The organism is Kitasatospora aureofaciens (genome assembly GCF_001188955.3).
Lineage (GTDB): Bacteria > Actinomycetota > Actinomycetes > Streptomycetales > Streptomycetaceae > Kitasatospora > Kitasatospora aureofaciens.
In genome coordinates, this window is record NZ_JPRF03000076.1 from 187,632 (window position 1) to 213,812 (window position 26,181).

Below are 26,181 nucleotides of genomic sequence, written 5' to 3' on the forward strand. Positions count from 1 at the left end.
GCCCGCGGGAAGGCGGTCAGAGCAGGGTGCTCCAGTAGTACCAGAACCGGTTGAGCACCATCAGTGCGATCACGGCCGCCCACAGCACCGGCAGGGCCCAGTGGTAGCGCGCCGCCTCCCGGACGACCGTCCGCATCCGCGGCCCGACCGGGATCACCCCGGTGCGCAGGTTGTGCAGCGTGGTGTACCAGAACAGCACCACCGTCGTCGCCCAGACCACCATGCAGTACGGGCACAGGGCGCCGATGCCGTACAGCGACTGGTCGATCAGCCAGTGCGTGAACACGATGCCCAGGGTCGTCCCGGCCTGCAGGCCCAGCCAGAACCAGCGCCGGTAGGCGGCGCCGGCCAGCAGTCCCGCGCCGACCGCCGCCAGCGCGCCGAAGGCGGCCAGGCCGAGCAGCGAGTTCGGGAAGCCGAACACCGCGGCCTCCTCGGTACGCATCACCGAACCGCAGCTGATGATCGGATTGATGTTGCAGCTGGGGACGTACGACGGGTTCTCCAGGATGCGGAGCTTGTCGAAGGTCAGCACGGCCGAGGCGGCCAGGCCGACCAGCCCGCCGAGGAACAGCAGCAGGGCGAGGGCCCGGCCCGCGCCGATCGGGCCCGGGCCGGCGGCGTCGGGGGCGGGACGGGAGAGGTGCGCGGTGGTCGCGGTCATGACAGCACACTCCGGGGCTGGCTGGGAGGGGCCGGTCCGGCCGGGAGTTCGGCCGGACCGGTGGTGCCGTGCGGTGCGGGGCGGCCTACTGCAGGCCGGCGACCTGCTTGACCTGGGCGGTGAACTGCTCCGGAGACGCCGGGGCGTTGCCCGTGAACAGGTTGATCGGCTTGCCGTCCACCTTGACCGTCGGGGTGCCGGTCACCTGGCTGCTGTTGAACGCGTCGGCCACCTTCGCCGCCCACGGCGCGTACGTCCGGTCGGTGACCGCCTTCACGAAGGCGTCCGTCTTCAGCCCGGGCACCTGGCCCGCCAGGTCCAGCAGGTGGTTGACGTCGCCGAAGCCGTCCTCGCGCTCGTCCGGCTGGTTGGCGTACAGCACGTCGTGGAAGGCCTTGAACTTGTCCACGCCCTCGTTCAGCGCGGCGCCGGCGGCGGCCAGCGCGGTGCGCGAGCCCTTGCCGCCGAGGTTCTTGTCCAGGAACGCGGCCAGGTGGTACTCCACCTTGATCTGGCCGTCCTGGGTGATCTCCTTGACAGTCTGACCGTTCGCCGCCTCGAAGTGCTTGCAGACCGGGCAGCGGAAGTCCTCGTACACCTCCATGGTGTGCGGGGCGTCGGCCTTGCCGTAGGTGATCACCGTGCCGTCCGGACCGGTGGCGTTGGCCGGGACGACCAGCGGGGCCGCGGAGGCGGCCGCGGCGCCCTTGTCGTCGTTCTTCGAGCCCGTGTTGATCGCGAGCGCCACACCGCCCGCCAGGGCGAGTACGACGACGGCCGAGACCGACACGACGATCCGCTGCCGGCGCCTGGCGGCCTGCTGCTCGCGGCGCTGCGCCTCCTGGATGCGCTCGCGGGCGCTGACGCGCTTCTTGTTCTTGTCCTGGGCCATGGGGAAGTCAACTCCTGTACGCGGCGCGCGGGTGCGCGCGGGTGGCCGCACACACGGGTGCGGCGGGGGCAAGTGACGCGGGAGTCGTGCGCACTGCCTGGGGCGTACGGAAAGCGCTTACGGAAGCGTGCTCACGTAAACGTGCTCACGGAACGTGCTGACGGAAGCGGGGTACGCGCTCAGCAGGCAGGCGCGAGGACCGGCGGACCACGCCGGGGCGCCGGGCTCAGCACCACGTCCTCGCGGCGCGGCCGCTCGTGGTCCGACACCGGCAGTGGCACCCGCAGCACCGGGCGCACCGGGGCGGGGAGCAGCAGGACGAGCAGCGCCCGCAGCGGGCGGGCCACCGACTGGCGCAGCGCGCGCAGTGCCCGCGCCAGGCCGGACAGGGCGGAGTCGCCCAGCCGCAGCCAGGCCGAGGCCGCCAGCGCGATCACCAGGTGCACCAGCAGGAGCAGCAGCTGGGTCGCGGCGGGCGCCAACTGCCCGGCGTGCCCCAGCGGGGCGCCCAGCAGCGAGCCGTCCACCGAACCGCCGCCGCACACCAGCAGGTTCACCCCGCGCGCGGACACGTGCTCGGACAGGACCGGCCCACAGCCGGTCTGGCCCAGGTTGAAGGTGGTGTTGAGCAACAGCTCGACCGGCACCATCACAGCGGAGATGTGCAGCAGCCGCCGCTCCCCGCCGGCCAGCACGGCCGAGACCAGGAACACGACGGCGCTCGCCGTGGCCACCAGCGACAGCGGCAGCGGGCGACCGGTGATGACCACCTGACCCAGCGCGGCCATCGGCACGGCGAGCGCGGTGAACACCGCGGCCCGCAGGGCCCTGGTCGCATGGGTGGAGGTCATCACGCCCCGGAGTATGCCATGCCCCTTGCGGCGGACACGAGACCGCGTACCGGTACGGCGCCCGGGTGACGCCCCCTCAGCCGAGCGTCGAGTCGACAGCCGCACCCGCGCGACTAGCCTGGAAGGCGACCCGGCGAGGGGGTGCACGCGCATGGCGAGACCCGAAACCACGGTCGGACAGGTGCTGCTCGACCGCATCGAGGCCCAGGCGGTGGTGCTCGCCGGACTGGACGACGCCGTCCGGGCGGACGCACCCGACGCGGTCCACCGGATGCGGGTCGCCTGCCGGCGGCTGCGCAGCGCCCTGCGGACCTTCCGCCGCCTGCTCGCCCCCGGCGCCACCGACGCCCTCGTCGCCGACCTGCGCTGGCTGGGCGCCGCGCTGGGCCGCGCCCGGGACCGCGAGGTGCTCGCCGAACGGCTGGCCGCCCGGGCCCGCGAGCTGCCCGCGGCCTGCGGACCGGAGCGGGTCGCGGACGCGCTGGAACAGTGGGGCGAGGCTGAGTACCGCCGGGTGAGGCCCGAGGTGGTCGCCGCCCTCGACAGCCCCCGCCGCCGGGCCCTCGCCACGGCCCTGACCACCCTGCTCGCCGACCCGCCGCTGCGCCCCCGGGCCGCCCGCGCCGCCGCCCCCGAACTCTCCCGGATCGCCGCCCACGAGCAGCGCCGCACGGCCGAACGCCTCCGTCTCGCCCTCGCCGCCGACCCCGCGCACCGCGACCGGGCCCTGCACGAGGTCCGCAAGGCCGCCAAGCGCGCCCGCTACGCGGGCGAGACGGCGGCCCTCGCCGTCGGCCCGGCGGCGGAGTGCTACACCGAGCGGATGAAGGCAGTCCAGGAACTGCTGGGCGAACACCAGGACGCGGTGGTCGCCGCCGCGGCCCTGGCCGACCGGGCCACCGAGGGCGGCGAGCCCTTCGCCTACGGAGTGCTCTACGCGGGCCAGCTCGCGGAGGCGGAGGCGGCGCGCGCCCGGCTGACGCAGGTGTGGGCGGACGCGGCGAAGCGGAAGCTGACCCGGTTCGGCTAGGCGTGTCCGGCGGATCCCGGCGGATCCCGGCGGAACGGCACGCGGCGCTGCGACGTGTGCGTCGCACGGCGGGGACCAGGCGCGCCGGTGACCGGCCTGCGAGGTGCGCCCGTGCCCGGGGGTGGTCGTCACCGGCGCGTGGCGCGGCATCGGCGCGGCCGCCGCCCGGTTGTTCGCCCGGGAGGGCGCGCTGCTGGTGCTGGCCGCCCGCTCCGGGCCGGAGGTGGAGGCGCTGGCCGCAGAGCTGCGGGCCGGGGGCGCGCGGGCGGTGGCGGTCGCCGCCGACCTGATCACAGCCGACGGCGCTCAGCGGACGGTGGACGCGGCGCTGGAGGCGTTCGGACGCCTGGACGGCGGCCTTCGACAACGCGGGCAACGGCCTGCCGCCCGTGCCGCTGGCCGAGCGCTCGGAAGCCGAGTGGGACGACAGCCACGCACTCAACCTGCGCGGCAGCTGACTCTGGCTGCGGGCGATGGCGGCGGGCGGGCGGGCGGGCGTGGTGGTGCGGTGGTGCTCAACTCCGGGGTGGGGGCGCTCGTCGGGGGCTTCGGCGACGGCGCCCAGCAGGCCGCCAAGCACGGGCTGACCGGACTGGTGAAGGCGGCCACCGCCGACTGCGCCCGTCAGGGCATCCGGGTCAACGCCGTCGCGCCCGGGGTGGTGCGCACGCCGGGGAGCGAGCCGTACTTCGAGGCGGGGCCGGAGTTCGCCGCGCCGGTGGCCCGCTCGACCCCGCTGGGCCGGCCGGGCCGGGCCGCCGAGGTCGCCGAGGCGGCGGCCTGGCTGCTGAGTGACCGGGCTTCCTATGTCGCGGGGGTGGCGCTGCCGGTGGACGGCGGCATCACGGCCGTCCGACGGTTCGACTGAGGCGCTAGCGGGGCCTGAGCCCCGCCGAGAGGGCCGCCTCGCGGAGCAGGTCGCGGAGCATGGCGGTGGTGAGGCGGCCGGTGTTCGTGTTGCGGGGGCTCACGTGGTAGCAGCCGTAGAGCCGCAGGTCGGGGCCGCCGTCGCGGGCCGGGAAGGTGGCCATGGCGGCGTGGCCGAAGGCCGGGCGGGGGCGGGGGACCACCCAGCCGGCGTCGGCGACCACCGGCAGCATCGCCTGCCAGGCGAAGGCGCCGAGTGCGACGACGGTCCGGACGGTGGGGCGCAGCAGCTGCATCTCGCGGGTGATCCAGGGGCGGCAGGTGTCGCGTTCGGCGGTGTTGGGCTTGTTGTCGGGTGGGGCACAGCGGACCGGGTCGGTGATCCGGACGCCGTACAGTTCCAGGCCGTCGCCGTGGCGGACGGAGTGCGGGCGGTTGGCGAGCCCGAGCTCGTAGAGGGCCGCGTAGAGGAGGTCGCCGGAGGGGTCGCCGGTGAAGATCCGGCCGGTGCGGTTGCCTCCGTGGGCGGCGGGGGCGAGGCCGACCAGGACGAGCGGGGCCTCGGGCGGGCCGAAGCCGGGGATGGGGCGGGCCCAGTAGTCCCAGTCCTGGTAGGCGCGGCGCTTGGTGCGGGCGGCCTCCTCGCGCCATTCGACCAGCCGGGGGCAGGCCCGGCAGTCGGTGACGACGCGGTCGAGTTCGATGAGTCCGGTGGCGCGGGCGGCGGCCTCGGCGGGGTGGTGGGGGTGGCTCGGGTCGTCGGCGGGGACCAGCTGCATGGTCTCGATCCTAGGGCCGTCGGCCCGATCGCTCCGGCCGCTGCCGGCCGGTCCCGGGGAGGCTCCGGCCGCTGCCGGGCAGGCGTAGCGTGGAATCAGTTGCTCCGGCGGCCCCGGCCGGTCCGGTCGCCGGTGGCCGGACCGGCTGGTGTGCGCGGAGGCCGCGAGGAGGCCGCGATGATCGTCGATGCGGTGCTGGGGGCTCTCGGGGGGCTGGTAGGGCTGGGGGTGGTCTGGGCGGGGCTGAGCATCCGGGTGGTCCAGCAGTTCCAGAGGGGCGTGGTGTTCCGCTTCGGGCGGGTGCGTGAGGAGGTCCGCAAGCCGGGGCTGGTCGCGCTGATGCCGATCGCGGACCGGCTGCGCCGGGTGAACGTGCAGATCGTGACGATGCCGATCCCGGCGCAGGAGGGCATCACCCGGGACAACGTGACCGTGCGGGTGGACGCGGTGGTCTACTTCCAGGTGCAGGACCCGGTGAAGGCGACGGTCAACGTGCAGGACTACAACTTCGCGATCTCCCAGGTCGCGCAGACCTCGCTGCGGTCGATCATCGGCAAGAGTGAACTGGACGACCTGCTGGCCAACCGCGAACCGATCAACCAGGGGCTGGAGTTGATGATCGACAGCCCGGCGCTGGGCTGGGGCATCCAGATCGACCGGGTGGAGATCAAGGACGTCGCACTGCCGGAGTCGATGAAGCGCTCGATCGCGCGCCAGGCGGAGGCCGAGCGGGAGCGGCGGGCGCGGATCATCACGGCGGACGGCGAGTACCAGGCCTCGGAACGGTTGTCGGAGGCGGCGGCGGTGATGAGCGCGACCCCGGCGGCGCTCCAACTGCGGTTGCTGCAGACCGTGGTGGAGGTGGCGGCGGAGAAGAACTCGACGCTGGTGCTGCCGTTCCCGGTGGAGTTGCTGCGGTTCCTGGACAGCGCGACGGAGTCCCAGCAGCGGGACCTGCTGGCGGCCGCCGCGGTCGCGGCCGCGGCGAAGTCCGCGGAGGAGGCGGTGGAGAGCGGTGAGGTGCCGGAGCCGGAGCTCGACCGCGAGCAGTCCAAGCACGAACTCCCACCCCTGGAGGAGGTGTTGTCCCGCTCGCCGCTGGAGGGCGGGGACCGGGAGGGCGGTCGGGTGGAGTCGGACGGGAACGATGGTCCGGAGGAGCACACGGAGCCGGGAAGCACGTCCTGAGGGGTGCCCGGTGGCGTGCGGCACCGGCCCGGACCACGATGGACGAGAGGGAGCAAGCCAGGTCAGGAGGCGGACCATGACCAGAGCCAGCGACATCATGCACCAGGGCGCGGAGTGCATCCGTGAGCACGAGACGCTCGCGGCCGCCGCCCGGATCATGCGGGAACGGCATGTGGGCGCGCTGCCCATCTGCGGGGAGGACGACAAGCTGCTGGGCATCGTGACCGACCGCGACATCGTGCTGCGCTGCGTCGCGGAGGGGGGCGACCCGGCGGAGATGACGGCGGGCGACCTGGCGCTCGGGCGGCCGATGACGGTGGAGGCGGACGAGGACTGCGAGCAGGTGCTGCGCGTCATGGAGCAGTACCAGGTCCGCCGGCTGCCGGTGATCAGCCACCCGGAGCACAAGCTGGTCGGCATGATCAGCGAGGCCGACATCGCGCGCGGCCTGCCGCAGGCGCGGCTCGCGGAGTTCGTCACGGCGGTGTGCGCGGAGGAGCCGCCCAAGAAGGAGGCGTTGCAGGGCTGACCCGGCCGGACCGGTCCCGGGCTCGCGCCCGGGGCCGGTCGCGTGGGGAGGTCATCCCAGGGCGTAGACGGAGGTGGCCCGGGCGGCGGGCTCCTCGGTGCCCTCGGCGGTGAGGGTGACGTCGAGGAAGGCGATCCGGCGCCCAAGCTTGGTGACCACGGCGTGGACCAGGACGTCGCGGCCGCTGACCGCGCGCTGGAAGCTGGTGGACTGCTGGACGGTGGTCATCGGCGCGAAGCCGCCCCGGGCCGCCGAGAGGGCGACCACGCAGGCGGTGTCGGCGGCGGCCATCAGCGCCTGGCCGGACAGGCCGCCGCCCTCGCGGGCGAGTTGCTCGGACCAGGGCAGTCGCAGCACGGCGTGCCGCTCGCCGGTCTCGGTGGTGGTCAGCCCGAGCACCTGCACCCAGGGGGCGAAGTTGTCGGCCAGGAGCTTGTCCGCCTCGGCGGGGGTGAGGGTCATCGCGCCATTGTGCCGGGAGGGTTGGCGCGATGTCAGGAGCCGGCGAGGGTGTCCAGGTGGCGCCGGAGCACCGCGCGCAGCTCGTCCGGCCCGACCAGGTCGGGGTGCTGGACGGCCTGGAGGGTGAGGCCGTCCAGCAGGGCGGAGAGGCGGCGGGTCTCCAGTTCGAGGTCGAGGCCGGGCGTGAGGGCGCCGGAGCGTTCCGTCTCGATCAGGACCCGCTGGACCAGCGCGTCCAAACCCGCCTGCAACTCGACGGCGCGGGTCCGTAGTTCGGGCCGGGTGCGGGCGGCGGTGACGAAGGAGAGCCAGAGCGCGGACTCCTCCCGGCGTTCGGCGTCCAGCGGCAGGGTTTCGGCGAGCAGCCGTACGGTCTGTTCGCGACGGTCGGCGCCGGGGGCGGGCTCCGGGTCGAGCAGGACGCGGGCATGGGTCCGGACGCGGGCGTCGATTCGGCGCGCCAGCTCCTGCATGGCGAAGATCATCAGCTCGGAGCTGCCGGCGAAGTAGTGCCGCACCGAGCCCACGGCGAGTCCGGCCTCTTCGGCGACGTTGCGCAGCGAGGCGTGTTCCAGGCCCTCCCGGGCGGCGACGCGCAGGACGGCGTCGGCTACGGCCTGGCGGCGTTCGACGGGGTCGACGATCTTCGGCATGTTGCCGTTATAGCACGGGCGGGCTAAATTGCTGATTTAGCACGGTCAAGCTATAAAAACTCGGGGAGCAGGGATGAACACCTGGATGCACATGGCGCTGATCGCCGCCGTGGTGGTCGTGGTGGTGGTCCGGAGGCTGCGCGGTGAGCCGCTCAACGCCAGGGACCTCTTCGCGCCGCCGGTGGTGCTCACCGGCCTCGGCTTGTGGGCGCTGTCGCAGGAGCACGGCCTCCGAACGGGGGACTGCGTCTGGGTGGCGGCGGGTGCCGCGCTCGGCACCGCCTTCGGTGCGCTGCGCGGTGCCACCATCCGGCTGGATGAGCGCGACGGGGTGCTGTGGCAGCGCTACACCGGCTGGACCTTCCTGGTCGCCGTGCTCTCGCTCGCCGTGATGGCCGGCTTCGCGGTGCTCGCCGAGCGCAACGGCCTGGCGCCGGGGGCCCGACCGGTCCAGCTGTCGATCGGCGTCGGCTTCCTGGGGGAGGCGCTGGTGGTCGGCTACCGTGCGCTTTCCTCCGGGATCCCGTTCGCGCCCGAGCGGCGGGGCTCGAACCCGTCGCTCAGTTCGGACCGGTTCCGCCGGTAACTGTTCGGCGGAACCACGGAGTTGACCCAGGACGCGACCTCCGGCGGCTGGCGCCGGCCGGCCACCGGGGCCGACGGCGAGACCGGCCGGGCAGCGGCGGGCCACCCGACCCGGGGGGAGACCGCGGCACACGCCGGGGCCTTCCTCGCCGCGCACGCATGACCGCTCCAGCTACCCGTCGGCCCGCAGCTCCCGGGCGATCAGCTCCGCCAGGTGCAGGGCCCGCCGCCCGTCCGCCAGTTGGGCGATCTGGGTGCGGCAGCTGAAGCCGTCCGCCAGCACCACCGTGTCGGGTCCGGCCGCCCGGACCTCGGGCAGCAGCACCCGCTCGGCGATCGCCTCGGACACCTCGAAGTGGCCCCGCTCGAAGCCGAAGTTGCCCGCGAGCCCGCAGCAGCCGGAGTCCAGGACCCGGTTGTGCAGGCCCAGTCGGGCCTCGACCCGGCGATCGGCCGCGCTGCCTAGCACCGCGTGCTGGTGGCAGTGGGTCTGGGTGACGGCGTCCAGCCGGACGTGCGGGAGCGGAGCGTCCGGGGCGTGCTCGTCGATGAACTCGGCGAAGGTGCGGGTCCGTTCGGAGGGCGGGCGGCCGTCCGCGCCGAGCAGTCGGGGCAGGTCCTCGCGCAGGGTGGCCGTGCAGCTGGGGTCCAGGCCGACCACCGGGGTGTCGGCCGGCACCCCGGTGGCGGCCAGCGCGCCCAGGCTGCGCCGCAACGCCCTTCGGGCGGTGCCGAGTTGGCCGGTCGAGTACCAGGTAAGCCCGCAGCACACCGGTCCTTCGGGCAGTCGGACGTCGAAGCCCAGGTGCTCCAGCACCTCGACGGCCGAGCGGAGCACGTTCGGCTGGAGGTGGTTGGAAAAGGTGTCCGGCCACAGCACCACCGGTCGCGCGCCCGCCGGGGCCGGGTGGGCGGCGCGGTGCCGCCGGTACCAGTGGGTGAAGGTCTCGGGCGGGAAGACCGGCAGCACCCGGCGCCTGTCGATCCCGCCGAGCCGCTTGAGCAGCGCGCCCGCCGGCGAGCGGACCAGCGAGTTGGCCGCCCCCGGCGCGAGCGCGACCGCCCGCAGCCACAGCGGAAGCCAGCCCATCGAGTAGTGCGACAGCGGGCGCGGCCGGCGCCGGTAGTGCTGGTACAGGAACTCGGTCTTGTAGGTCGCCATGTCGACGTGCACCGGGCAGTCGCTCGCGCACCCCTTGCAGCTCAGGCAGAGGTCCAGTGCCTCCCGCACCTCCGCCGAGCGCCAGCCGTCCGGGATCGCTTCGCCGCGCAGCATCTCGGCGAGCAGCCGGGCCCGGCCCCGGGTGGAGTGCCGCTCCTCGCCGGTGGCCATGTAGCTCGGGCACATCACCCCGGTGGTCGGATCCACGCACTTGGCGACGCCCACGCAGCGGTGGACCGCCTTGACCAGGCTCCCGCCGTCCTGCTCGTACGGCAGGGCCAGCGGCAGCGGGCGGCGCGGGGAGGTGACGAAGCGCAGGTCGGCGTCGAGCGGGCGCGGATCCACCAGGGCGCCCGGGTTGAGCAGGTTCTCCGGATCCCAGATCCGTTTGAACTCGCCGAACAGCGCGATGACTTCGGGCGGGTACATGCGCGGCAGCAGTTCGGCGCGGGCCTGCCCGTCGCCGTGCTCGCCGGAGAGCGAACCGCCGTGGGAGACCGCCAGATCGGCGGCCTGCTCCAGGAACTCCCGGAAGACCGGCGCCCCCTGGGGCCGGTCCAGCGGGAAGTCGATCCGCAGGTGTACGCAGCCGTCGCCGAAGTGCCCGTACGGGACGCCGCGCAGGCCGTGCCGGCGCAGCAGGGCGCGCAGGGCCCGCAGGTAGTCGCCGAGCCGCTCGGGCGGGACGGCGGAGTCCTCCCAGCCGGGCCAGGCCTCGCCCCCGCCGGGCAGCCGGGTGACGATCCCGGCGCCCGCCTCCCGGACTGCCCACAGCTGGCGCTGCTCGACCGGGTCGGTGACCAGCGCGACGGCGGCCGAGCGCTCGCGGCGCACCGCGTCGGCCAGCCGGCGGGCGGCCTGGTAGGCCTCCAGCGCGGTGGCGCCGCCGGTCTCCAGGAACAGCCAGCACTGGCCCGCGGGCAGCCGGTCCAGCGCGGGCGGGCGCGGGCCGGCCGCCAGCAGCGCGGCGATCAGGTCGGCCGCCATGCCCTCGGCGGTCAGCGGACCGTACGGCAGCAGCGCCGGGACGGCGTCGGCGGCGGCGCCCTCGTCCGGGTAGCCGGCCACCACCAGGGCGCGGGCGGGCGGGACCTCGACCAGCCGGACGGTGACACCCAGCAGCAGCGCGCAGGTGCCCTCGGTGCCGGTGAGCGCCCGGGCCAGGTCGTGGCCGTGCTCGGGCAGCAGCGCGTCCAGCGGGTAGCCGGAGGTGCGGCGGGGCAGCTGGGGCATGCCCTGGCGGATGACGGCGAGGTTGCGGTCGGTGAACTCCTGGAGCCGGGTGTGCAGCTCGCCGACCCGCCCGGGCGCCTCCCGCAGCGCCGCGCGCTCGGCGCCGGTCAGCCGCCCGCCCACGGTCAGCTCGGTGCCGTCCGCGAGCAGCAGCTCCAACTGCTCCACGTTGTCGGCGGTGCGGCCCCAGGCGAGCGAGTGGGCGCCGCAGGAGTCGTTGCCGATCATGCCGCCGATCGTGCAGCGGCTGTGGGTGGACGGGTCCGGGCCGAAGCGCAGCCCGTACGGCCGGGCGGCGCGCTGGAGGTCGTCCAGCACGGTGCCGGGCTGGACGCGGGCGGTGCGGGCCTGCGGGTCGATCTCCAGCACCGAGCCGAGGTGGCGGCGGAAGTCCAGCACCATCGCGCCGGGCCCGATCGCCTGCCCGCCGATGCTCGTCCCGGCCCCGCGCGCCACCACCGGCACCCCGTACCGGCGGCACAGCGCCAGCGCGGTGCGCACGTCGTCCGGGTCGGCGGGCTTGACCACACCGAGCGGCAAGTGCCGGTAGTTGGAGGCGTCGTGGCTGTAGACCGTGCGCTCGGCCGCCCCGAAGCGGACCTCCCCGCGCAGCACGGCGGCCAGCTCACGGGCCAGTTCGGCCCCGGGGGCGGCGGACGGACGGCTCACCAGGGACCTCCCGAGCGGGTGCGGCAACGGCTCCGCCGATGATCGCAGCCGCCACGCCGCACGGGTACCGGGCACGACGGGGGTGGAGCGCGGTGTCCTCGATGTAGCTCGATCGGATGATGGCCCGCTTGCTCCGCAGCGTCGTCCCGGATCCGCTAATTCCGCCCTGTGAGGGTGCCGCGGGCGATGTGGGAGAGCTTGGCGACCTCGAAGGCCGGGTAGGCGCCGCTGGCCAGCAGGGAGAACTTGATCCCCAGCCGCCCGCCCGGCTTGCGGTGGCCCGGGGGCATGAAGCGGCGGTGGTGCTCGGCGGCCCGGTGGAAGAACTGCGGGCGTTCGGCGCGGGTGACGCAGCCGGCGAGGTCGAAGACGAACAGGTAGTGCCGGATCATCCGGACGAACAGGGCGTCGCGCACCGCGTACAGGTGCGGCTGGTCCTCCAGCAGGGCGAAGCTGCGCTCGTACTGGTCGAACAGGTCGAAGACGCTGCTGCCGGGGCCGCCGGCGGGGTGGACGGTCTCCCGGCGGCGCAGCTGGACGCACTCGCGGGCCAGCACGGCGGCCTTCCGGGCGCCGAGCAGTGCGGCGTGGACGACCGGGACCTCCTCGTACCGGCCGTCGGGGAAGGTGAGCCCCAGCTCCTGCCAGTGGCCGCGGCGGATCAGTCGGTCCCAGATCAGCGGCGGCGCGCCGAACAGCTCGGGGCGGTCGAAGGGGGCGAAGGCCTCGGGGCCGGCCTCGGCGAGCAGGGTCTCGGCGCCGCCCGGCCAGTCCCGGTCGTTGTGGCGGCGGGAGTGGCCGAACAGCAGGACGTCGACCGGGCCGGTCTGCTGGAGCCGGTCGGCGAGCGCCTGGAGGGCGTCCCGGGGGAGCAGGTGGTCGGCGTCCAGGAACAGCAGGTAGTCGCCGGAGGCCCGCGCCGCGCCCGCGTTCCGGCTCACCCCGACCCCGACCGCCGCGTTCAGGTGCAGCACCGACACCCGCGCGTGTCGGGCCGCGAAGGAGTCCGCGAGCCCGGCCGCGGTCTCGGGGGAGCGGTCGGCGACCACGATCACCTCGACGTTCGCCAGGGACTGGGCGAGTAGCGAGTCCAGGCAGTCGGCGAGCTGTCCGTGCTGGTCGTAGGCGGGGAGCACGACGCTGATCAGGGGTGAGGGCATGACGCCGGAGCGTAAGAGGGCGCGCGAATCGTGGCAAAGGCCTGACGGACCGTAATTCAGAACAATTGGCACCAAATAGTACGAGCGTGCGCCATATCTTCACGTCGCCTTCTGGGCGTGCACACGTCGACCTGAAACGCCGCGAGGCCCGCGACGCGGAGCGCGTCGCGGGCCTGGGGCGTGTACGGAGGGCAGAGCCGGGTCGGCTCAGTACCAGTGGTGGGCCTGCCAGAACGACCAGGCGGAGCAGGGGCTGCCGTAGCGGCTGTTCATGTAGTCGAGGCCCCACTTGATCTGGGTGGCCGGGTTGGTGCGCCAGTCGGCGCCGGCCGAGGCCATCTTGGAGCCGGGCAGCGCCTGGACCAGGCCGTAGGCGCCGGAGGAGGCGTTGACGGCCAGCGGGTTCCAGCTGCTCTCGCGGAAGACGATGTTGCTGAAGCACTGCAGCTGGCCGGCCGGCACGATCTGCGCGGCGATCTGCTGCGGGGTGCCGGAGTAGCTGTTGAGGTTCTGGCGCTGCTGGGAGCGGGAGGCGGCGGCGTCGGCCTGGGCCTTGGCGTCCGCCTGGGCCTTGGCGTCCGCCTGGGCCTTCGCGTCGGCCTGGGCCTGGGCCTGTGCAGCGGCGTCCGCCTGGGCCTTCGCCTGCGCCTCCTGGGCGGCCTGGGCGGCCTGCGCGTCCTGGGCCGCCTTGGCGTCCTGGGCGGCCTTCTCGGCAGCGGCAGCGGCGTCGGCCTGGCCCTGGTCGCCGACCGGCTTGCCGTCCACCGAGACGGCGGCCACCGGGGCCGCGGCCTCGGCGTGGTGCGCGGTCTGCGGGATGGCGAGGGCGGCGGTGGCGGCGCTCGCGACCACGATGGTGGCGACGCCGGTGATCAGGGAGTTGCGGCGGGCATGGCTGAGCTGCATGAAGCGGACAATCCTTTTCCGTCGGGGGCCGTGCCGGTGGTACCGGGCTCGGGGCTTCGCGTGGGCTCCGGGTGAGCGGGGCCCGCGAGGCCGTCCGGGACGGCCGTGGCACCCCGGCGGTGACGGCGGGGCGGGCGGGCTGCGCGCGGCGGGCTGACCGGCCGGCGCTGCCTGGCGACGGGCCATTCTTGGCAGGGCTGGGGACGGGTGGCAAAGGCGTTCGCTACTACGCCCCGTAGTGGTTGCGGGGCGGGCGTGACCGGGCGAGCCGGAGAGTTTGTGGAGGTTTGTCCGTTTTCGACCCCTGGGGGTCGCGGGCCGACCGCGTCGGCGGAAGACGGCGTCGGAAGAGTCGATGGCCTGCGTTCTTGAGGCCGGGGACGGTTGCCGCTCGGGCGGCCGGGGTGCGGCGGCCGGGGTCTTCCGGCCGGTGCGGCGCTCGTGTCCACTATCCGGGGCCGTAGATGCGAAACCCCCTGTGGGCGGGCTCACATGCGGGCAGCGCCGACTTCGACGCAGTGTGACGGGCCCGTGGCGGCCGGCCGGGGTCGCGGGGGCGGCCGCAAACGGCAACCGGGCCCGGGAGCCTCCGCAACGGCTCCCGGGCCCGGCGTTCCGGCGCGGCGCGGACGGGTCAGGACTCCGCCGCCACCGCCGCCCGCCGCCGCCGGCCCACCACGGCCGAGGCGCCGAGCACGATCGCCGCGGCGACCAGCGACAGGTACATCTGCTGGCGTCCGTCGTGGTCGGTGAACATGTACACCACGACGAAGCCGATCATGCCGATGGCGAACCAGGTCAGGTAGGGGTACAGCCACATCCGGACGGTGTGCCGCTCGGGCATCTCGCGCTCGATGATCTTGCGCATCCGCAGCTGGGTGGCGCAGATGACGAGCCAGACGAACAGTGCGATGGCTCCGGAGGAGTTCAGCAGGAAGGCGAACACGGTCTTCGGCGAGGTGTAGTTGAAGAAGACGGCGACGAAGCCGAACACCACCGAGGAGAGGATCGCCACCCGCGGTACGCCGCGCGAGGTCACGGTCGCGAAGGCCTTCGGGGCGTCGCCGCGCTGGCCGAGCGAGAAGGCCATCCGGGAGGCCGTGTACATCCCGGAGTTGAGGCAGGAGAGCACGGCCGTCAGCACGATGACATCCATCACCTGGCCCGCGTGCGGGATGCCCACGTGGTCCAGCACGGCCACGTACGGGCTGGCCTTGACCTCGGCCGAGTTCCAGGGCAGCAGGGTGACCACGAGCAGGATCGAGCCCAGGTAGAAGATCCCGATGCGCCAGATCACGCTGTTGGTGGCCTTGCTGACCGCCTTCTCCGGGTCCTCGGACTCGCCGGCCGCCAGGGTCACGATCTCGCTGCCCATGAAGGCGAAGACCACGGTGAGCATGCCGGTGAACACCGCACCCACCCCGTGCGGCAGGAAGCCGCCCTGACCGGTCAGGTTGGAGGTGCCGACCGCGTGGGTGCCGGGCATCAGGCCGAAGGCGGCGAGGGTGCCGATCACCAGGAACGCGGCGATCGCGACCACCTTGATCCCGGCGAACCAGAACTCGAACTCGCCGTAGGAGGCGACCGAGAACAGGTTGGTGGCGGTCAGCACGCCCATGACTATCAGCGCCCAGCCCCACTGCGGCACGCCCGGCACCCAGGTGTTGAGGATCTTGGCGCCGGCCGTGGCCTCGACCGCGAGCACCACGACCCAGAAGAACCAGTAGAGCCAGCCGATGGTGAAGCCGGCCCAGCGACCCAGCGCGCGGTCCGCGTACGCCGAGAACGAGCCGCTCTGCGGGTCGGCCGCGGCCATCTCGCCGAGCATCCGCATCACCAGCACCACCAGCACGCCGGCCAGGGTGTAGGAGAGCAGGATGCCGGGGCCGGTGGAGGCGATGCCGGCGCCGGAGCCGACGAACAGGCCGGCTCCGATCACGCCGCCGATGGCGATCATCGACAGGTGGCGGTTCTTGAGCCCGGCCTTCAGGTGGCCGTCGCCACCGTGTCCGACTGGGCCGAGCGGGTGGGGGACGTCGGTGGTGTCCGCCGCCTGCTTGTTGGTGTCCGCACTCATGGAGGGGGTCCTCTGCCTTTCCGGCGCGGCATGACCCTCGGCTCGTCGTGCCGCAGGGTGGGGGACAGATCCGCGCATTGCGGTGCAACCTAACTTCTACGCCCGAGTATCGGAACAAAGGTTTGATAACTGTTCGCTTACCGAACACAAAAGCCCAGGTCAGGGCGGGTGTGGAGGTGGCATGAAAAGCTCAGATCTGATACATCGTCAGTAGGTCCGGGGGTCGCGAAGGCCCGTGGACGGCGCGCTGTGGCCGATCGTGGGAAACCCGGGCACAGTGGGAGTCTCGGGGCACTTCGATGTTCTCGGAGCCACTCCATGCAGACGACCTGGAAGGGGACGATCAGTTTCGGTCTGGTCAGCATCCCCGTCCACCTCTACTCCGCCACCCAGGAGCACGACGTCCCGCTGCACCAGGTGCACGCCAAGGACGGCGGACGGGTGCGGATGAAGCGGTACTGCGAACGGGAGGAGAAGGAGGTCCCGTACGCCGAGATCGCCAAGGGCTACGAGTCACCCGACGGCCGGACGGTCACGCTCAGCGACGACGACCTCGCCGACCTGCCGCTGCCCAGCAAGAAGATCATCGATGTGCTGGCCTTCGTGGACGCGACCGAGATCGACCCGCTGATGTTCTCCAAGGCCTACTACGTCGGCGTCGCCGACAAGGCCGCCGCCAAACCGTACGCCCTGCTGCGCGACGCCCTGGTGGAGTCCGGGCAGATCGCCGTCACGAAGATCGCGCTGCGCACCCGGGAGTCGCCCGCGGTACTGCGGGTGCACGACGGGACGCTGGTGCTGCAGACCTGCATCTGGCCCGACGAGGTCCGCCCGGCGGCCGGGATCGCACCCGAGGAGAACGTGACGGTGCGGCCGCAGGAGCTGAAGATGGCGCGCTCGCTGATGGACACCCTCTCCGAGGACTTCGACCTCTCCCAGCTGCACGACGACTACCAGCAGGCGCTCCAGCAGGTGATCACCGCGCGGCTGGAGGGCGTCGAGGTCCCGCACGAGGAGGAGGCCGGGGAGGCGCCCGACAACGTGATCGACCTGATGGAGGCGCTGCGCAGCAGCCTCAAGCAGGCCAAGGGCGGGCGGGCTCCGGGCGCCCGGCCCGGGGAAGCGGAGGAGCCGGACGAGGAGAAGCCGGCGCCCGGCAAGCGCGCCGCGGCGAAGAGGACCACGGCCCCGAAGACCACGGCCCCGAAGACCGCGGATTCCAAGGCGGCGGCCGCGAAGACCACGGCCGCGAAGACCGGGGCCGGCAAGAAGGGCTCCTCGGAGAAGAAGACCACCACCCGCAAGTCCACGGCTCCGCGCAAGGCCTCGTGACCGTGCGGGCCGGGCTGTCCCCCTCTCCAGCACTGGAGGCGATCCCGAGATGGACCTGCTCACCTACAAGGAACTCGACACCGGCCCCGACGCCCCCCGTAACCCGAGCCGGGGACAGCGGGCCTGGCACTGGCTGCTCAGCCTCAGTCCGACCGTGGTGACGTTCATGGTCGCGCTCTCGATCGGGCTGTGCATGGTCGCCGTCCAGACGGGCTGGGACCCGATGCTCGGCCTGATGGCCTTCTTCTGGTTCCTGACCTTCATCGCGCTGGTCGGCATGGTCGCCCGCTGGGTGACTCCCGGCCGGGGCAGGCACCGGATGGCGGCCTCCTGACCCGGCCGGGAGTCCCGGCGTGTCCGGGAGGGCTCAGCCGATCCACACCGTGGTGACGTTGCAGAACTCCCGGATGCCGTGCCCGGACAGCTCCCGTCCGAAGCCCGAGCGCTTGACGCCGCCGAAGGGCAGCGCCGGGTGGGAGGCGGTCATGCCGTTGAAGAACACCCCGCCGGCCTGGATGTCGCGGACGAAGCGCTCCTGCTCGTCCCGGTCGGTGGTCCAGACGTTGGAGCTGAGCCCGAACGGGGTGTCGTTGGCGAGCGCCAGCGCCTCGTCCAGATCGGCGACCCGGTAGACGGTGGCGACCGGGCCGAAGGTCTCCTCCTGGTGGATCCGCATCGCCGGGGTGACGCCGGTCAGGACGGTCGGCTCGTAGAACCAGCCGGTGTCCCAGCCCATCGGGCGGTCGCCGCCGCACTCGACGCGGGCACCGTGGGTGCGGGCGTCCTCGACCAGTTCCTCCAGGTCGTCCCGGCCCTGGCGGCTGGCCAGCGGTCCGACGTCGGTGCCCTCGTCCATCGGGTCGCCGATCCGCAGTGCCCGCATCGCCTCGGTGAAGGCGGAGGTGAAGCGGTCGTAGACGTCGGTGTGCACGATGAAGCGCTTGGCGGCGATGCAGGACTGGCCGTTGTTCTGCACCCGGGCCCGTACCGCGGTGGCCACGGCGGCCTCCAGGTCGGCGCTCGGCAGGACCACGTAGGGGTCGCTGCCGCCCAGTTCCAGTACGGCCTTCTTCACCTCGTCGGCCGCGGCGGCGGCCACCGCCCGCCCGGCCGGCTCGCTGCCGGTGAGGGTCACGGCGGCGACCCGGCGGTCCCGGATCACGTCCTCGACCGCGTCCGAGCCGATCAGCAGGGTCTGGAAGCAGCCCTCCGGGAAGCCCGCCCGCTGGAACAGCTCCTCGATCGCGAGCGCCGTGCGCGGCACGTTGGAGGCGTGCTTGAGCAGGCCCACGTTGCCCGCCATCAGGGCCGGCGCGGCGAAGCGGATCACCTGCCAGAACGGGAAGTTCCACGGCATCACGGCGAGCACCGGGCCCATCGGGCGGTAGCGGACGTAGGCGCGGGTGGCCCCGCTGTCGGTCACGTCGGCCTGGGCCGGGTGCTCGTCGGCGAGCAGGGCCTCGGCGTTGTCGGCGTACCAGCGCATCGCCTTGGCGCACTTGGCGGCCTCGGCCCGGGCGGCGGTGAGCGGCTTGCCCATCTCCTCGGTCATCGTCCGGGCGACGGTCTCCTGGTCCCGGTCCAGCAGGTCGGCCGCGCGGTGCATCAGTTCGGCGCGGGCGGTGAAGGGGGTGCTGCGGTGGCCGTGGAAGGCGGCTTCGGCGCGGGCCAGTCGCTGCTCGATCCCGGCCGCGTCGAGCGGTTCGAAGGTCTGGAGGATCTCGCCGGTCGCGGGGTTGACGCTGGCGATGGGCATGCGGGCTCCCAGTGGGGTTCGGGTCCGGTGCGTCTGTCCTCACACCCTCCCCGACGCCCCGGCCCCGGGCACGCCACCGCCGCCCGGCGTGTCCCGCCGGGCCGCGGTGTTCGCCGTTCCGGGGCTACTCCGGCAGCGACTCCACCCGGGCCGCCGCCTCCCTGGCCCGGGCGCCGGCCCTGGTCCGGGCGGCGGTGACATGGCGGCCCGGGAAGCGGTGCAGGTACTCGGCCTCCAGCTCCCCGGTGCGCAGCGTGTGCCGCTTCAGCGCCTCCTCCGAGCCGTACAGGAAGGTCTCGTGGCGGGTGCGGTGCAGCTGCTCCAGCTCGTGCAGCAGGGTGTCGTTGCCCAGAGCGTGCGGGGAGATGCCCTCGGGTCGGATGTGCGGGTCGTTGACGTGCCGCATCTCGGTACCTCCTCGACAGGATGCCCCTTCTACCGGGTGCCCGGTGTCCGGTGCCGGTACACCCGTTCGGTCGGGCGGCAGTGCACAAGAGATGTTGTAAAAGCGGTGTCGTACAAGAGTTCTTGTGAATATTCTCCCGGCATGGACGACACCACGGGCCGCACGCCCGGCACCACCGACGACCCGCGCGGCGCCCGGGAGATCCAGGACTCCCGGGTGCTCGCCGCCCTCACCCACCCGCTGCGCCGCCGGCTGATCGACGTGCTCAAGGTCGACGGCCCGGCCACGGTCGGCAAGCTGGCCGAACGCACCGAGCAGGCGGTCGGCAACGTCAGCCACCACCTGAAGGTGCTGGCCGAGAGCGGACTGATCGAGGAGGCGCCCGGGCTCGCCCGGGACCGGCGGGAGCGCTGGTGGCGGCTGGCCGACCGCGAACTCAGCTGGACCAGGGCCCACTTCGACGGCGACCCGGTCACCGAGGCCGTCGCGGACGCGGCCGGGTCGATCCTGCTGGAGCGCCAGGTCGAGCTGGTCCGGGAATGGGCCGTACGGCGCGGCGGCTACGGGCCCGACTGGCGGGACGGCACCTCGGTGGCCACCCAGGCCTGGCTGCGGCTCACCCCGGAGGAGGCCCGGGAACTGGCCGCGGACCTCCACGAGGTGATCCAGAAGTGGGCGCACCGGCCGGTGCCCGAGGACGGACAGGACCGCGAGACCGTCCTCGCCTTCGCCCACAGCGTCCCGGCCAAGCCGTGACCGCCACCCTCGCCCCGCCGCCCGAACACCCGCAAGTCCGTTCCTGCTGGGGGCTGTTCGCCCAACGGGACTTCCGGCTGCTGTGGGCGGGGCAGACCGTCAGCCGGCTGGGCAGCAGCGTCACCACTGTCGCGCTGCCGCTGGTCGCCGTGCTCACCCTGGGCGCCGGGCCGCTCTCCACCGGTCTGCTGACCGGTGCGATCTGGCTGCCCTGGCTGCTGTTCGGCCTGCCGGCCGGGGTGTGGGTCGGCCGGGCGCCCCGGCGGGCCGTGATGATCGGCTGCAACCTCGGCTCCGCCGCGCTGTTCGCGAGCGTGCCGGTGGCGGGCTGGTTCGGCGGGCTCACCATGGCACAGCTGCTGGCCGTGGCCTTCCTCGGCGGTGTCTGCTCGGTGTTCTTCGACGCCGCCGACCAGGCCTACCTGCCCGAACTGGTGGCCCCGGAGGGCCTGATCGAGGGCAACGCCAAGCTGACCGGCGGCGGCTCGGCGGCTGAGGTCGCCGGGCGCGGACTGGCCGGGCTGATCGTCCAATTCTTGGGCGCGGCGGGCGGGTTGCTCGTCGACGCGGTGAGCTTCCTGGTCGCGGCCGCGACCCTGCTGCGGATCCGCGCCCGGTCGGCGCCGGCGCCCCTGGAGCAGGCGGACCTGCTCGGACAGGTCCGGGAGGGGCTGTCCTTCCTGCTGCGCGACCCGTACCTGCGCGCCTTCCTGTGCTTCGGCGCCGCCGCCAACTTCGCCCTGATGGGCTACCAGTCGATCCTGCCGCTGTTCCTGGTCCGGTCGGCCGGGATCGCCCCCGGCTGGGTCGGCGCGCTCGCCTCCGCCGCCGCGGTCGGCGGCGTGCTCGGCTCGCTGGCCGCGCGCCCGCTGTGCCGCCGGCTCGGGACGGCGCGGGGGACGCGGATCGTGCTGCTGACCGTCACCCCGTTCGGGTTGCTGATGCCGCTGGCCGGGCCGGGCGCCGGGACGGTGCTGTACGTGATCGGGTCGCTGGCCGTGGTCGCGGCGGTGGTGCTCTGCAACATCGTGCTCGGCAGCTTCCGGCAGTCCTACACCCCGCCCGAGTTGCTCACCCGGGTGTCGGCCGGCGCGATGTTCGCCGTCCACGCCACCATCCCGCTCGGCGCGCTGACCGGCGGGGCACTGGGCGAACTGATCGGTCTCCGGGCGACGATGTGGGTGATGACCGGCCTGCTCACGCTGACCGGGACCCTGCCGCTGTTCTCGCCGCTGCGCAGCCTCCGGGAGCTGCCCACGACACCCCCAGAGAACGGGAAGATCATAGGATGAATCCTTCCGCATCCTCAGATTCACCACCCGAAAGCTCGGACGGACCACACATGCCGCTTCCCAAGGCCGAACTCCACCTGCACATCGAAGGCACCCTCGAACCCGAGCTCGCCTTCGCCCTCGCCGCCCGAAACTCCGTCGCGCTGCCCTACGCCGACACCGAGGAGCTGCGGAAGGCGTACTCCTTCAGCGACCTCCAGTCCTTCCTGGACCTCTACTACGCGCTGATGGCCGTGCTGCGCACCGAACAGGACTTCGCCGACCTCGCCGACGCCTACCTGGCCCGGGCCGCCGAGCAGGGCGTGCGGCACGCGGAGATCTTCTTCGACCCGCAGGCGCACACGGCCCGCGGAGTACCGCTCGGCGTGGTGGTCGACGGGCTGACCCGGGCGCTGGCGCACAGCGAGGAGCGGTACGGCATCAGCACCCAGCTGATCATGTGCTTCCTGCGCGACGAGTCCGCCGACTCCGCACTGGAGACCTTCGAGGCCGCCCGCCCCTACTTCGACCGGATCTCCGGCATCGGCCTGGACTCCGCCGAGGTGGGCAACCCGCCCGCCAAGTTCCGCGAGGTCTACCGCCGAGCGGCCGAGGCCGGGCTGCGCCGAGTCGCCCACGCGGGCGAGGAGGGGCCGGCCTCGTACATCACCGAGGCGCTGGACGTCCTGGGCGTCGAGCGGATCGACCACGGGCTGCGCTGCCTGGAGGACGGCCAGGTCGTCGCCCGCCTGGTCCGCGAACAGATCCCGCTCACCCTCTGCCCGCTCTCCAACGTCCGCCTGCGCTGCGTCGACACCCTCGCCGACCACCCGCTGCGCGAGATGCTGGACGCCGGACTGCTGGTCACCGTCAACTCCGACGACCCGGCCTACTTCGGCGGCTACGTCGAGGACAACTTCCGGGCCGTCCGGCAGGCCCTCGCCCTCGACCAGGAGACCCTGCGCCGGCTGGCCGCCAACTCCTTCCGGGCGTCATTCATCGACGACCGGCGGCGGGCCGAACTCCTCGCCGAGGTCGAGCGCCACACCTTCGAGCCGGTCGAGGACTGAAGTTCGGAGCAGGGCGCGGTGGCGGTGGCGGTGCGCCGCCGCGCCCGGGGGCGGTCGGTTCAGACCAGGGTGCTCCAGAAGTACCAGAACCGGTTGAGCACCAGCAGCGCGATCACCGCGTACCACAGCGCCGGGACGACCCAGTGGTAGCGCGCGGCCTCCCGTACCGCCACCCGGCCCCGCCGGCCCACCGGGATCACGCCGGAGCGCAGGTTGTGCAGGGTGGTGTACCAGAACAGCGGGATCATCGCGGCCCACACCACCATGCAGTACGGGCAGAGCGCGCCGATCCGGTACAGCGTCTGATACATCAGCCAGGTCACGAAGCCGATCCCGAAGGCTGTCCCGGCCTGCAGTCCCAGCCAGAACCAGCGCCGGTACGACGCCCCGGCGAGCAGCCCGGCGCCGATCGCGACCACCACGCCGAAGGCGACCAGGCCGATCAGCGAGTTGGGGAAGCCGAAGGCCGACGCCTGGTCGCTGCGCATGATCGAACCGCAGCTGATGATCGGATTGATGTTGCAGCCGGGGACGTACGACGGGTCCTCCAGCAGGCGGATCTTGTCCAGGGTGAGGACCGTCGAGGCGAACAGCCCGACCACGCCGCCGACCAGCAGCAGCCAGGCGAACGGACGGCTCGCGCCGATGGACCGCGGGGCGGCGGCCGTCACCCGGTCACCTGCTTGACCATCGCGGTGAACTCGTCGGGCGAGGCCGCCTTGCCGTTGGTGAGGACGTCCAGCTTCTTGCCGTCGAGCTTGACGGTCGGGGTGCCGGTGACGTCGCTCTTGTTGAACTCCTCGTTCACCTTGGCCGCCCACGGCGCGTAGGTGCCCTCCTGGACGGCCTTGACGAAGCCGTCGGTCTTCAGCCCGGGCACCTGGCCGGCCAGGTCGAGGATGTGGTTGACGTCGCCGAAGGCGTCGCTGCGCTCGTCCGGCTGGTTGGCGTACAGCACGTCGTGGAAGGCCTTGAACTTGTCCACGCCCTCGTTCAGCGCGGCGCCGGCCGCGGCGAGCGCGGTGCGCGAGCCCTTGCCGCCGAGGTTCTTGTCCAGGAACGTCGCCAGGTGGTACTCGATCTTGTACGTGCCGTTGTCGGCGAGTTGCTGGACGCTCTTGCCGGTGGTGGTTTCCAGCTGCTCGCAGAACGGGCAGCGGAAGTCCTCGTAGATCTCCAGGGTGTGCGGCGCGTCGGCCTTGCCGTAGGTGATCACGGTGCCGTCCGGACCGGTGGTGTTGGCGGGGGCAACCAGCGGGCCACTGGCGGCGGCGTCCGAGGAGGAACCGGAGGAGCCGCCGACGGCGAAGGCCACACCGGCCGCCAGGGCCAGCACGGCGGCGGAGGCACCGCCGACCACCACCCGGCGGCGGATCCGGTCCGAGCGCTCGGCCTGGGCGCGGGCGGCGCGCATGCGCTCCGTGGCGTTGGTCTTCTGATCGGTCTTGCGGGTGTTGCTCATGAGGTGTCGTCCTGTGCTCTCGGGCGTGCGGGAAGGCGGCGCGACCGGGTCCGGGTCCGGGACCGGGTCGGCGCGGGGAGAGAGACGACCGCTGAGGGACGCCGAGACGCAGGGGACGTGCCCTGGGACGGCCCGGGCTCAGACGGCCAGGGCGAACACCGGCGGACCGCGCCGGACGGCCGGACGGACGACCGCGTCCTCGGCCGGGACCATCGAACGGCTGGCGCTCGGGAAGGGCACCCGGACCACCGGACGGGCCGGAACGGGCGCGAGGAGCAGCCGCAGCCAGCGGGCGGCGGCCGGCAGGTGCCGGTGCAGGAACTCGCCCAGCACCCGGAGCGCGCGGGTGAGGCCGCTCAGCGCGGCTTCCGCGCGGCGCAGCCAGAACGCCCCGGCCAGCGCGATCACCGTGTGCAGCAGCAGGAGCAGCAGGACGCCGGTCTGCTCGGACACGCCGTGGCCGAGCAGGAACCCGCCGAGCGAGCCACCGCCGCACAGCAGCGGCCGGAAGCCGTGCCCGGCGCCCGGCGGGAGCGTGGGGCAGGAGCGCTGCGCGAAGTCGAACAGCGTGCTGACAGCGAGTTCCAGCGGCACGAACGCCGCCGCGATCACCGGGTAGCCGCGTTCGCGGCCGGCCAGGGCGAAGGCGAGGGCGAAGACGGCGACCGAGGCCAGGCCCATCGTGCCGACCGGCAGCGACCGGCCGGTCACCAGCACCTGACCGAGCCCGGCGAGCAGCACGACCAGCGCGGCGAAGACCGCCGCGCGGAGCGTCCTGGTGACCGGGCCGATGTCCATGGCATCCGAGTCTGCCACAGGCGGAAAGCGGAACGGTCTGGTCGGCGGGGGCTGTGAACAGCCTCACCACCCGTGCTGAGCTGGGCTTATGTGGTTCTTACGGGTGGTGGGGGTCGGTCGCGGGATGGCCGTCGGCGGCGCTCACGCGGGTTTCGACCAGCTCTCGGAAGTGCTCAAGGTCGTCGCGTACCGCGCGTTCGATCGCGCCGGCCTGGGCGAAGCCGCGCGGGCCGCCGAACTCGCGGTGCAGGGCCTCCGGGTCGTACTCCACCCGGATCTGCAGCCGGGTGTGCCGGGGGTCGAGCGGCAGCAGCGCGAAGGCACCGCGGAGGTGGACGGAGTCCAGGGTCCGCCAGGCCATCACCCGGCCCCGCCCGCGGTCGGTGATCTCGGTGTCCACCGACCACTCCGACCCGCCGACCCGGACTCCGAGGTGGGCGAGGTTGCGGCCGTGGGAGTGGGCGCTGCGGACTCCGTCGACGAACTGCGGGTACTCGTGCACCCGGTGCAGTTGCTCCCAGGCGGCGAGGACGGGGGCGGCGATGTCGATCTGTTCCTCAAGGGTGGTCATGGAGGCCTCCTCCGGTCCCAGCCTCCTCTTCTGAGCAGGGGGAGGCAAAGGGGGGTGGTGGGGGACGCCGGGGCGGTGGAGGGGGTGGGGAGTGCTTGGTGGGCGCGCCGGGGGGTGTTACGGGCGGGCGGGCGGTTGCGGCGGGGGTGGGGGAGACTGGGCTCATGCCGGAGCTGCCTGAGGTTGAGGCGCTGAGCGCCTTCCTGTCCGAGCGGTTGAGCGGGCGGGTGATCGCTCGGGTGCAGCCGGTGGCGATCAGTGCGTTGAAGACGTACGACCCGCCGGTGACGGCGTTGGAGGGGCGGACTGTCAAGGCGGTGAGGCGGCGGGGCAAGTTCCTGGACATCGAGGCGGAGGGGCTGCACCTGGTGGTCCATCTGGCTCGGGCGGGGTGGCTGCGGTGGAAGGACGCTCTGCCGGTCGAGCCGCCGCGGCCGGGGGCGAAGAATCCGCTGGCGTTGCGGGTGCGGTTGGCGGGCGGGGCGGGGGACGGGTTCGACCTGACCGAGGCGGGGACGAAGAAGGGGCTCGCGGTCCATGTGGTACGGGACCCGGCGGAGGTGCCCGGGGTGGCCAGGCTGGGGCCGGATCCGCTGGATCCCGGTTTCGGGTTGGAGGATTTCGCGGCGTTGCTGCGGGGCGACCGCCGGCGGCTCAAGGGCGTGCTGCGGGACCAGAGCGTGCTGGCGGGGGTGGGCAACGCCTATTCGGACGAGGTGCTGCACGCGGCTCGGATGTCGCCGTACAAGTTGGCGTCCAGCCTGACGGAGGAGGAGACGGCGCGGCTGTACGAGGCGCTCGGCGACACGCTGCGGGACGCGGTGGAGCGCTCGCGCGGACTGGCGGCGGGGGAGCTGAAGGCGGAGAAGAAGCTGGGGCTGCGGGTGCACGGGCGGACCGGTCAGCCGTGTCCGGTGTGCGGGGACACCGTGCGGGAGGTGTCCTTCGCGGACTCCTCGTTGCAGTACTGCCCGACCTGTCAGACCAGGGGCAAGCCGCTGGCAGACCGGCGGCTGTCGCGGCTGTTGAAGTGAGGCGCGCTCCAACAGCCG

General features: G+C 73.2%; 28 protein-coding genes. 12 read left to right on the forward strand and 16 right to left on the reverse strand.

The annotated features are described in order from the left end of the window. Positions 1–16: 16 nt before the first annotated feature. The 3 genes from HS99_RS36280 to HS99_RS36290 form a co-directional block, all read right to left on the reverse strand. The gene (locus tag HS99_RS36280) at positions 17–664 is read right to left on the reverse strand and encodes a vitamin K epoxide reductase family protein (protein ID WP_030279764.1); all 648 of its coding nucleotides are present in this window, start codon (positions 662–664) and stop codon (positions 17–19) included. 85 nt (positions 665–749) lie between these two features. Continuing rightward, positions 750–1,556 carry a DsbA family protein gene (locus HS99_RS36285; RefSeq protein ID WP_030279762.1) on the reverse strand — a complete coding sequence of 269 codons (807 nt, stop codon included), beginning with the start codon at positions 1,554–1,556 and terminating at the stop codon, positions 750–752. A 179-nt stretch (positions 1,557–1,735) separates the two neighbouring features. Next, the gene (locus HS99_RS36290) at positions 1,736–2,407 is read right to left on the reverse strand and encodes a hypothetical protein (protein WP_033347271.1); all 672 of its coding nucleotides are present in this window, start codon (positions 2,405–2,407) and stop codon (positions 1,736–1,738) included. 151 nt (positions 2,408–2,558) lie between these two features. On the opposite strand from HS99_RS36290, the gene HS99_RS36295 reads away from it, so the two are divergent. Together HS99_RS36295 and HS99_RS36300 are read left to right on the forward strand one after the other, a co-directional pair. Next, positions 2,559–3,437: a CHAD domain-containing protein gene (locus HS99_RS36295; protein WP_050366925.1), complete on the forward strand. Its 879-nt coding sequence runs from the start codon at positions 2,559–2,561 to the stop codon at positions 3,435–3,437. Positions 3,438–3,540: 103 nt separating this feature from the next. Next, positions 3,541–4,305 (forward strand): SDR family NAD(P)-dependent oxidoreductase, encoded by a 765-nt coding sequence (locus HS99_RS36300; protein WP_198429353.1) that lies wholly within the window; start codon positions 3,541–3,543, stop codon positions 4,303–4,305. Positions 4,306–4,309: 4 nt separating this feature from the next. On the opposite strand, the gene HS99_RS36305 is transcribed toward HS99_RS36300, so the two are convergent. Then, the gene (locus HS99_RS36305; protein ID WP_050366926.1) at positions 4,310–5,083 is read right to left on the reverse strand and encodes a uracil-DNA glycosylase; all 774 of its coding nucleotides are present in this window, start codon (positions 5,081–5,083) and stop codon (positions 4,310–4,312) included. 177 nt (positions 5,084–5,260) lie between these two features. On the opposite strand from HS99_RS36305, the gene HS99_RS36310 reads away from it, so the two are divergent. Together HS99_RS36310 and HS99_RS36315 are read left to right on the forward strand one after the other, a co-directional pair. Then, complete coding sequence (locus HS99_RS36310) at positions 5,261–6,271, forward strand: slipin family protein (RefSeq protein WP_078958615.1); 1,011 nt, start codon at positions 5,261–5,263, stop codon at positions 6,269–6,271. A 76-nt stretch (positions 6,272–6,347) separates the two neighbouring features. Then, a complete protein-coding gene (locus HS99_RS36315; RefSeq protein ID WP_030279752.1) occupies positions 6,348–6,800 on the forward strand; it encodes a CBS domain-containing protein in 453 nt (150 codons plus the stop codon). Between the two features lie 51 nt (positions 6,801–6,851). Here HS99_RS36315 and HS99_RS36320 read toward each other — a convergent pair whose 3' ends face one another. Further along, positions 6,852–7,262 carry a PaaI family thioesterase gene (locus HS99_RS36320; RefSeq protein WP_030552428.1) on the reverse strand — a complete coding sequence of 137 codons (411 nt, stop codon included), beginning with the start codon at positions 7,260–7,262 and terminating at the stop codon, positions 6,852–6,854. A 32-nt stretch (positions 7,263–7,294) separates the two neighbouring features. Then, a complete protein-coding gene (locus HS99_RS36325) occupies positions 7,295–7,915 on the reverse strand; it encodes a TetR/AcrR family transcriptional regulator (RefSeq protein ID WP_030552426.1) in 621 nt (206 codons plus the stop codon). A gap of 73 nt (positions 7,916–7,988) precedes the next feature. On the opposite strand from HS99_RS36325, the gene HS99_RS36330 reads away from it, so the two are divergent. Continuing rightward, complete coding sequence (locus HS99_RS36330; RefSeq protein WP_030279746.1) at positions 7,989–8,501, forward strand: CcdC protein domain-containing protein; 513 nt, start codon at positions 7,989–7,991, stop codon at positions 8,499–8,501. A gap of 21 nt (positions 8,502–8,522) precedes the next feature. Next, a complete protein-coding gene (locus HS99_RS45520; RefSeq protein ID WP_157846520.1) occupies positions 8,523–8,663 on the forward strand; it encodes a hypothetical protein in 141 nt (46 codons plus the stop codon). Between the two features lie 9 nt (positions 8,664–8,672). Here HS99_RS45520 and HS99_RS36335 read toward each other — a convergent pair whose 3' ends face one another. From HS99_RS36335 to HS99_RS36350, 4 genes are all read right to left on the reverse strand, one after another. Beyond that, positions 8,673–11,564: an FAD-binding and (Fe-S)-binding domain-containing protein gene (locus HS99_RS36335; protein WP_167344897.1), complete on the reverse strand. Its 2,892-nt coding sequence runs from the start codon at positions 11,562–11,564 to the stop codon at positions 8,673–8,675. Between the two features lie 155 nt (positions 11,565–11,719). Further along, on the reverse strand, positions 11,720–12,724 hold the full coding sequence (locus tag HS99_RS36340; protein ID WP_050366927.1) for a glycosyltransferase family 2 protein: 1,005 nt from the start codon (positions 12,722–12,724) through the stop codon (positions 11,720–11,722). Between the two features lie 207 nt (positions 12,725–12,931). Beyond that, the gene (locus HS99_RS36345; protein WP_043387581.1) at positions 12,932–13,630 is read right to left on the reverse strand and encodes an aggregation-promoting factor C-terminal-like domain-containing protein; all 699 of its coding nucleotides are present in this window, start codon (positions 13,628–13,630) and stop codon (positions 12,932–12,934) included. A 634-nt stretch (positions 13,631–14,264) separates the two neighbouring features. Beyond that, positions 14,265–15,707 carry an amino acid permease gene (locus tag HS99_RS36350; RefSeq protein WP_030279738.1) on the reverse strand — a complete coding sequence of 481 codons (1,443 nt, stop codon included), beginning with the start codon at positions 15,705–15,707 and terminating at the stop codon, positions 14,265–14,267. A gap of 318 nt (positions 15,708–16,025) precedes the next feature. Here HS99_RS36350 and ku point away from each other — a divergent pair, with 318 nt between their 5' ends. After that, complete coding sequence (gene ku / locus HS99_RS36355) at positions 16,026–17,039, forward strand: non-homologous end joining protein Ku (protein WP_030552419.1); 1,014 nt, start codon at positions 16,026–16,028, stop codon at positions 17,037–17,039. A 49-nt stretch (positions 17,040–17,088) separates the two neighbouring features. Then, complete coding sequence (locus HS99_RS36360; protein ID WP_030279734.1) at positions 17,089–17,373, forward strand: hypothetical protein; 285 nt, start codon at positions 17,089–17,091, stop codon at positions 17,371–17,373. Between the two features lie 33 nt (positions 17,374–17,406). Here the strand turns inward: HS99_RS36360 and HS99_RS36365 are convergent, their stop codons facing one another. Continuing rightward, positions 17,407–18,795, reverse strand: a complete 1,389-nt coding sequence (locus HS99_RS36365) for an NADP-dependent succinic semialdehyde dehydrogenase (protein ID WP_030552418.1) — start codon at positions 18,793–18,795, stop codon at positions 17,407–17,409. A gap of 124 nt (positions 18,796–18,919) precedes the next feature. Then, entirely contained in the window at positions 18,920–19,201 is a 282-nt protein-coding gene (locus HS99_RS36370) for a DUF6158 family protein (RefSeq protein WP_046387064.1), read from the reverse strand. Positions 19,202–19,342: 141 nt separating this feature from the next. Here HS99_RS36370 and HS99_RS36375 point away from each other — a divergent pair, with 141 nt between their 5' ends. From HS99_RS36375 to HS99_RS36385, 3 genes are read left to right on the forward strand one after another with little or no spacing between them, the layout of a single operon-like run. After that, complete coding sequence (locus tag HS99_RS36375) at positions 19,343–19,957, forward strand: ArsR/SmtB family transcription factor (protein WP_046387063.1); 615 nt, start codon at positions 19,343–19,345, stop codon at positions 19,955–19,957. Further along, on the forward strand, positions 19,954–21,249 hold the full coding sequence (locus tag HS99_RS36380) for an MFS transporter (protein WP_046387062.1): 1,296 nt from the start codon (positions 19,954–19,956) through the stop codon (positions 21,247–21,249). The genes HS99_RS36375 and HS99_RS36380 overlap by 4 nt, the downstream gene beginning before the upstream one ends. 50 nt (positions 21,250–21,299) lie before the next feature. Beyond that, positions 21,300–22,298 carry an adenosine deaminase gene (locus HS99_RS36385; protein WP_030552416.1) on the forward strand — a complete coding sequence of 333 codons (999 nt, stop codon included), beginning with the start codon at positions 21,300–21,302 and terminating at the stop codon, positions 22,296–22,298. Between the two features lie 59 nt (positions 22,299–22,357). On the opposite strand, the gene HS99_RS36390 is transcribed toward HS99_RS36385, so the two are convergent. The 4 genes from HS99_RS36390 to HS99_RS36405 form a co-directional block, all read right to left on the reverse strand. Continuing rightward, positions 22,358–22,969 carry a vitamin K epoxide reductase family protein gene (locus HS99_RS36390; RefSeq protein WP_030279721.1) on the reverse strand — a complete coding sequence of 204 codons (612 nt, stop codon included), beginning with the start codon at positions 22,967–22,969 and terminating at the stop codon, positions 22,358–22,360. Next, positions 22,966–23,760: a DsbA family protein gene (locus HS99_RS36395; RefSeq protein WP_030552414.1), complete on the reverse strand. Its 795-nt coding sequence runs from the start codon at positions 23,758–23,760 to the stop codon at positions 22,966–22,968. Before HS99_RS36395 ends, HS99_RS36390 begins: the two co-directional genes overlap by 4 nt. Before the next feature lie 138 nt (positions 23,761–23,898). After that, on the reverse strand, positions 23,899–24,558 hold the full coding sequence (locus HS99_RS36400; RefSeq protein ID WP_030279717.1) for a hypothetical protein: 660 nt from the start codon (positions 24,556–24,558) through the stop codon (positions 23,899–23,901). A gap of 97 nt (positions 24,559–24,655) precedes the next feature. Beyond that, positions 24,656–25,129: an SRPBCC family protein gene (locus HS99_RS36405; RefSeq protein ID WP_046387061.1), complete on the reverse strand. Its 474-nt coding sequence runs from the start codon at positions 25,127–25,129 to the stop codon at positions 24,656–24,658. A gap of 164 nt (positions 25,130–25,293) precedes the next feature. Between HS99_RS36405 and HS99_RS36410 the strand changes: the two genes are divergently transcribed. Then, positions 25,294–26,163 carry an Fpg/Nei family DNA glycosylase gene (locus HS99_RS36410; protein WP_030552412.1) on the forward strand — a complete coding sequence of 290 codons (870 nt, stop codon included), beginning with the start codon at positions 25,294–25,296 and terminating at the stop codon, positions 26,161–26,163. The last annotated feature ends 18 nt before the right edge of the window (positions 26,164–26,181 follow it).

What these genes read in the sequence shown, in the direction of transcription:
- HS99_RS36295 (WP_050366925.1), top strand. Translation starts at nt 2,559, where the DNA reads ATGGCGAGACCCGAAACCACGGTCGGACAGGTGCTGCTCGACCGCATC.
- HS99_RS36340 (WP_050366927.1), bottom strand. Translation starts at nt 12,724, where the DNA reads ATGCCCTCACCCCTGATCAGCGTCGTGCTCCCCGCCTACGACCAGCAC.
- HS99_RS36405 (WP_046387061.1), bottom strand. Translation starts at nt 25,129, where the DNA reads ATGACCACCCTTGAGGAACAGATCGACATCGCCGCCCCCGTCCTCGCC.
- HS99_RS36325 (WP_030552426.1), bottom strand. Translation starts at nt 7,915, where the DNA reads ATGCCGAAGATCGTCGACCCCGTCGAACGCCGCCAGGCCGTAGCCGAC.
- ku (WP_030552419.1), top strand. Translation starts at nt 16,026, where the DNA reads ATGCAGACGACCTGGAAGGGGACGATCAGTTTCGGTCTGGTCAGCATC.
- HS99_RS36310 (WP_078958615.1), top strand. Translation starts at nt 5,261, where the DNA reads ATGATCGTCGATGCGGTGCTGGGGGCTCTCGGGGGGCTGGTAGGGCTG.
- HS99_RS36365 (WP_030552418.1), bottom strand. Translation starts at nt 18,795, where the DNA reads ATGCCCATCGCCAGCGTCAACCCCGCGACCGGCGAGATCCTCCAGACC.
- HS99_RS36345 (WP_043387581.1), bottom strand. Translation starts at nt 13,630, where the DNA reads ATGCAGCTCAGCCATGCCCGCCGCAACTCCCTGATCACCGGCGTCGCC.
- HS99_RS36395 (WP_030552414.1), bottom strand. Translation starts at nt 23,760, where the DNA reads ATGAGCAACACCCGCAAGACCGATCAGAAGACCAACGCCACGGAGCGC.
- HS99_RS36285 (WP_030279762.1), bottom strand. Translation starts at nt 1,556, where the DNA reads ATGGCCCAGGACAAGAACAAGAAGCGCGTCAGCGCCCGCGAGCGCATC.
- HS99_RS36320 (WP_030552428.1), bottom strand. Translation starts at nt 7,262, where the DNA reads ATGACCCTCACCCCCGCCGAGGCGGACAAGCTCCTGGCCGACAACTTC.
- HS99_RS36360 (WP_030279734.1), top strand. Translation starts at nt 17,089, where the DNA reads ATGGACCTGCTCACCTACAAGGAACTCGACACCGGCCCCGACGCCCCC.
- HS99_RS36315 (WP_030279752.1), top strand. Translation starts at nt 6,348, where the DNA reads ATGACCAGAGCCAGCGACATCATGCACCAGGGCGCGGAGTGCATCCGT.
- HS99_RS36370 (WP_046387064.1), bottom strand. Translation starts at nt 19,201, where the DNA reads ATGCGGCACGTCAACGACCCGCACATCCGACCCGAGGGCATCTCCCCG.
- HS99_RS36290 (WP_033347271.1), bottom strand. Translation starts at nt 2,407, where the DNA reads ATGACCTCCACCCATGCGACCAGGGCCCTGCGGGCCGCGGTGTTCACC.
- HS99_RS36410 (WP_030552412.1), top strand. Translation starts at nt 25,294, where the DNA reads ATGCCGGAGCTGCCTGAGGTTGAGGCGCTGAGCGCCTTCCTGTCCGAG.
- HS99_RS36350 (WP_030279738.1), bottom strand. Translation starts at nt 15,707, where the DNA reads ATGAGTGCGGACACCAACAAGCAGGCGGCGGACACCACCGACGTCCCC.
- HS99_RS36305 (WP_050366926.1), bottom strand. Translation starts at nt 5,083, where the DNA reads ATGCAGCTGGTCCCCGCCGACGACCCGAGCCACCCCCACCACCCCGCC.
- HS99_RS36330 (WP_030279746.1), top strand. Translation starts at nt 7,989, where the DNA reads ATGAACACCTGGATGCACATGGCGCTGATCGCCGCCGTGGTGGTCGTG.
- HS99_RS36280 (WP_030279764.1), bottom strand. Translation starts at nt 664, where the DNA reads ATGACCGCGACCACCGCGCACCTCTCCCGTCCCGCCCCCGACGCCGCC.
- HS99_RS36385 (WP_030552416.1), top strand. Translation starts at nt 21,300, where the DNA reads ATGCCGCTTCCCAAGGCCGAACTCCACCTGCACATCGAAGGCACCCTC.
- HS99_RS36375 (WP_046387063.1), top strand. Translation starts at nt 19,343, where the DNA reads ATGGACGACACCACGGGCCGCACGCCCGGCACCACCGACGACCCGCGC.
- HS99_RS36400 (WP_030279717.1), bottom strand. Translation starts at nt 24,558, where the DNA reads ATGGACATCGGCCCGGTCACCAGGACGCTCCGCGCGGCGGTCTTCGCC.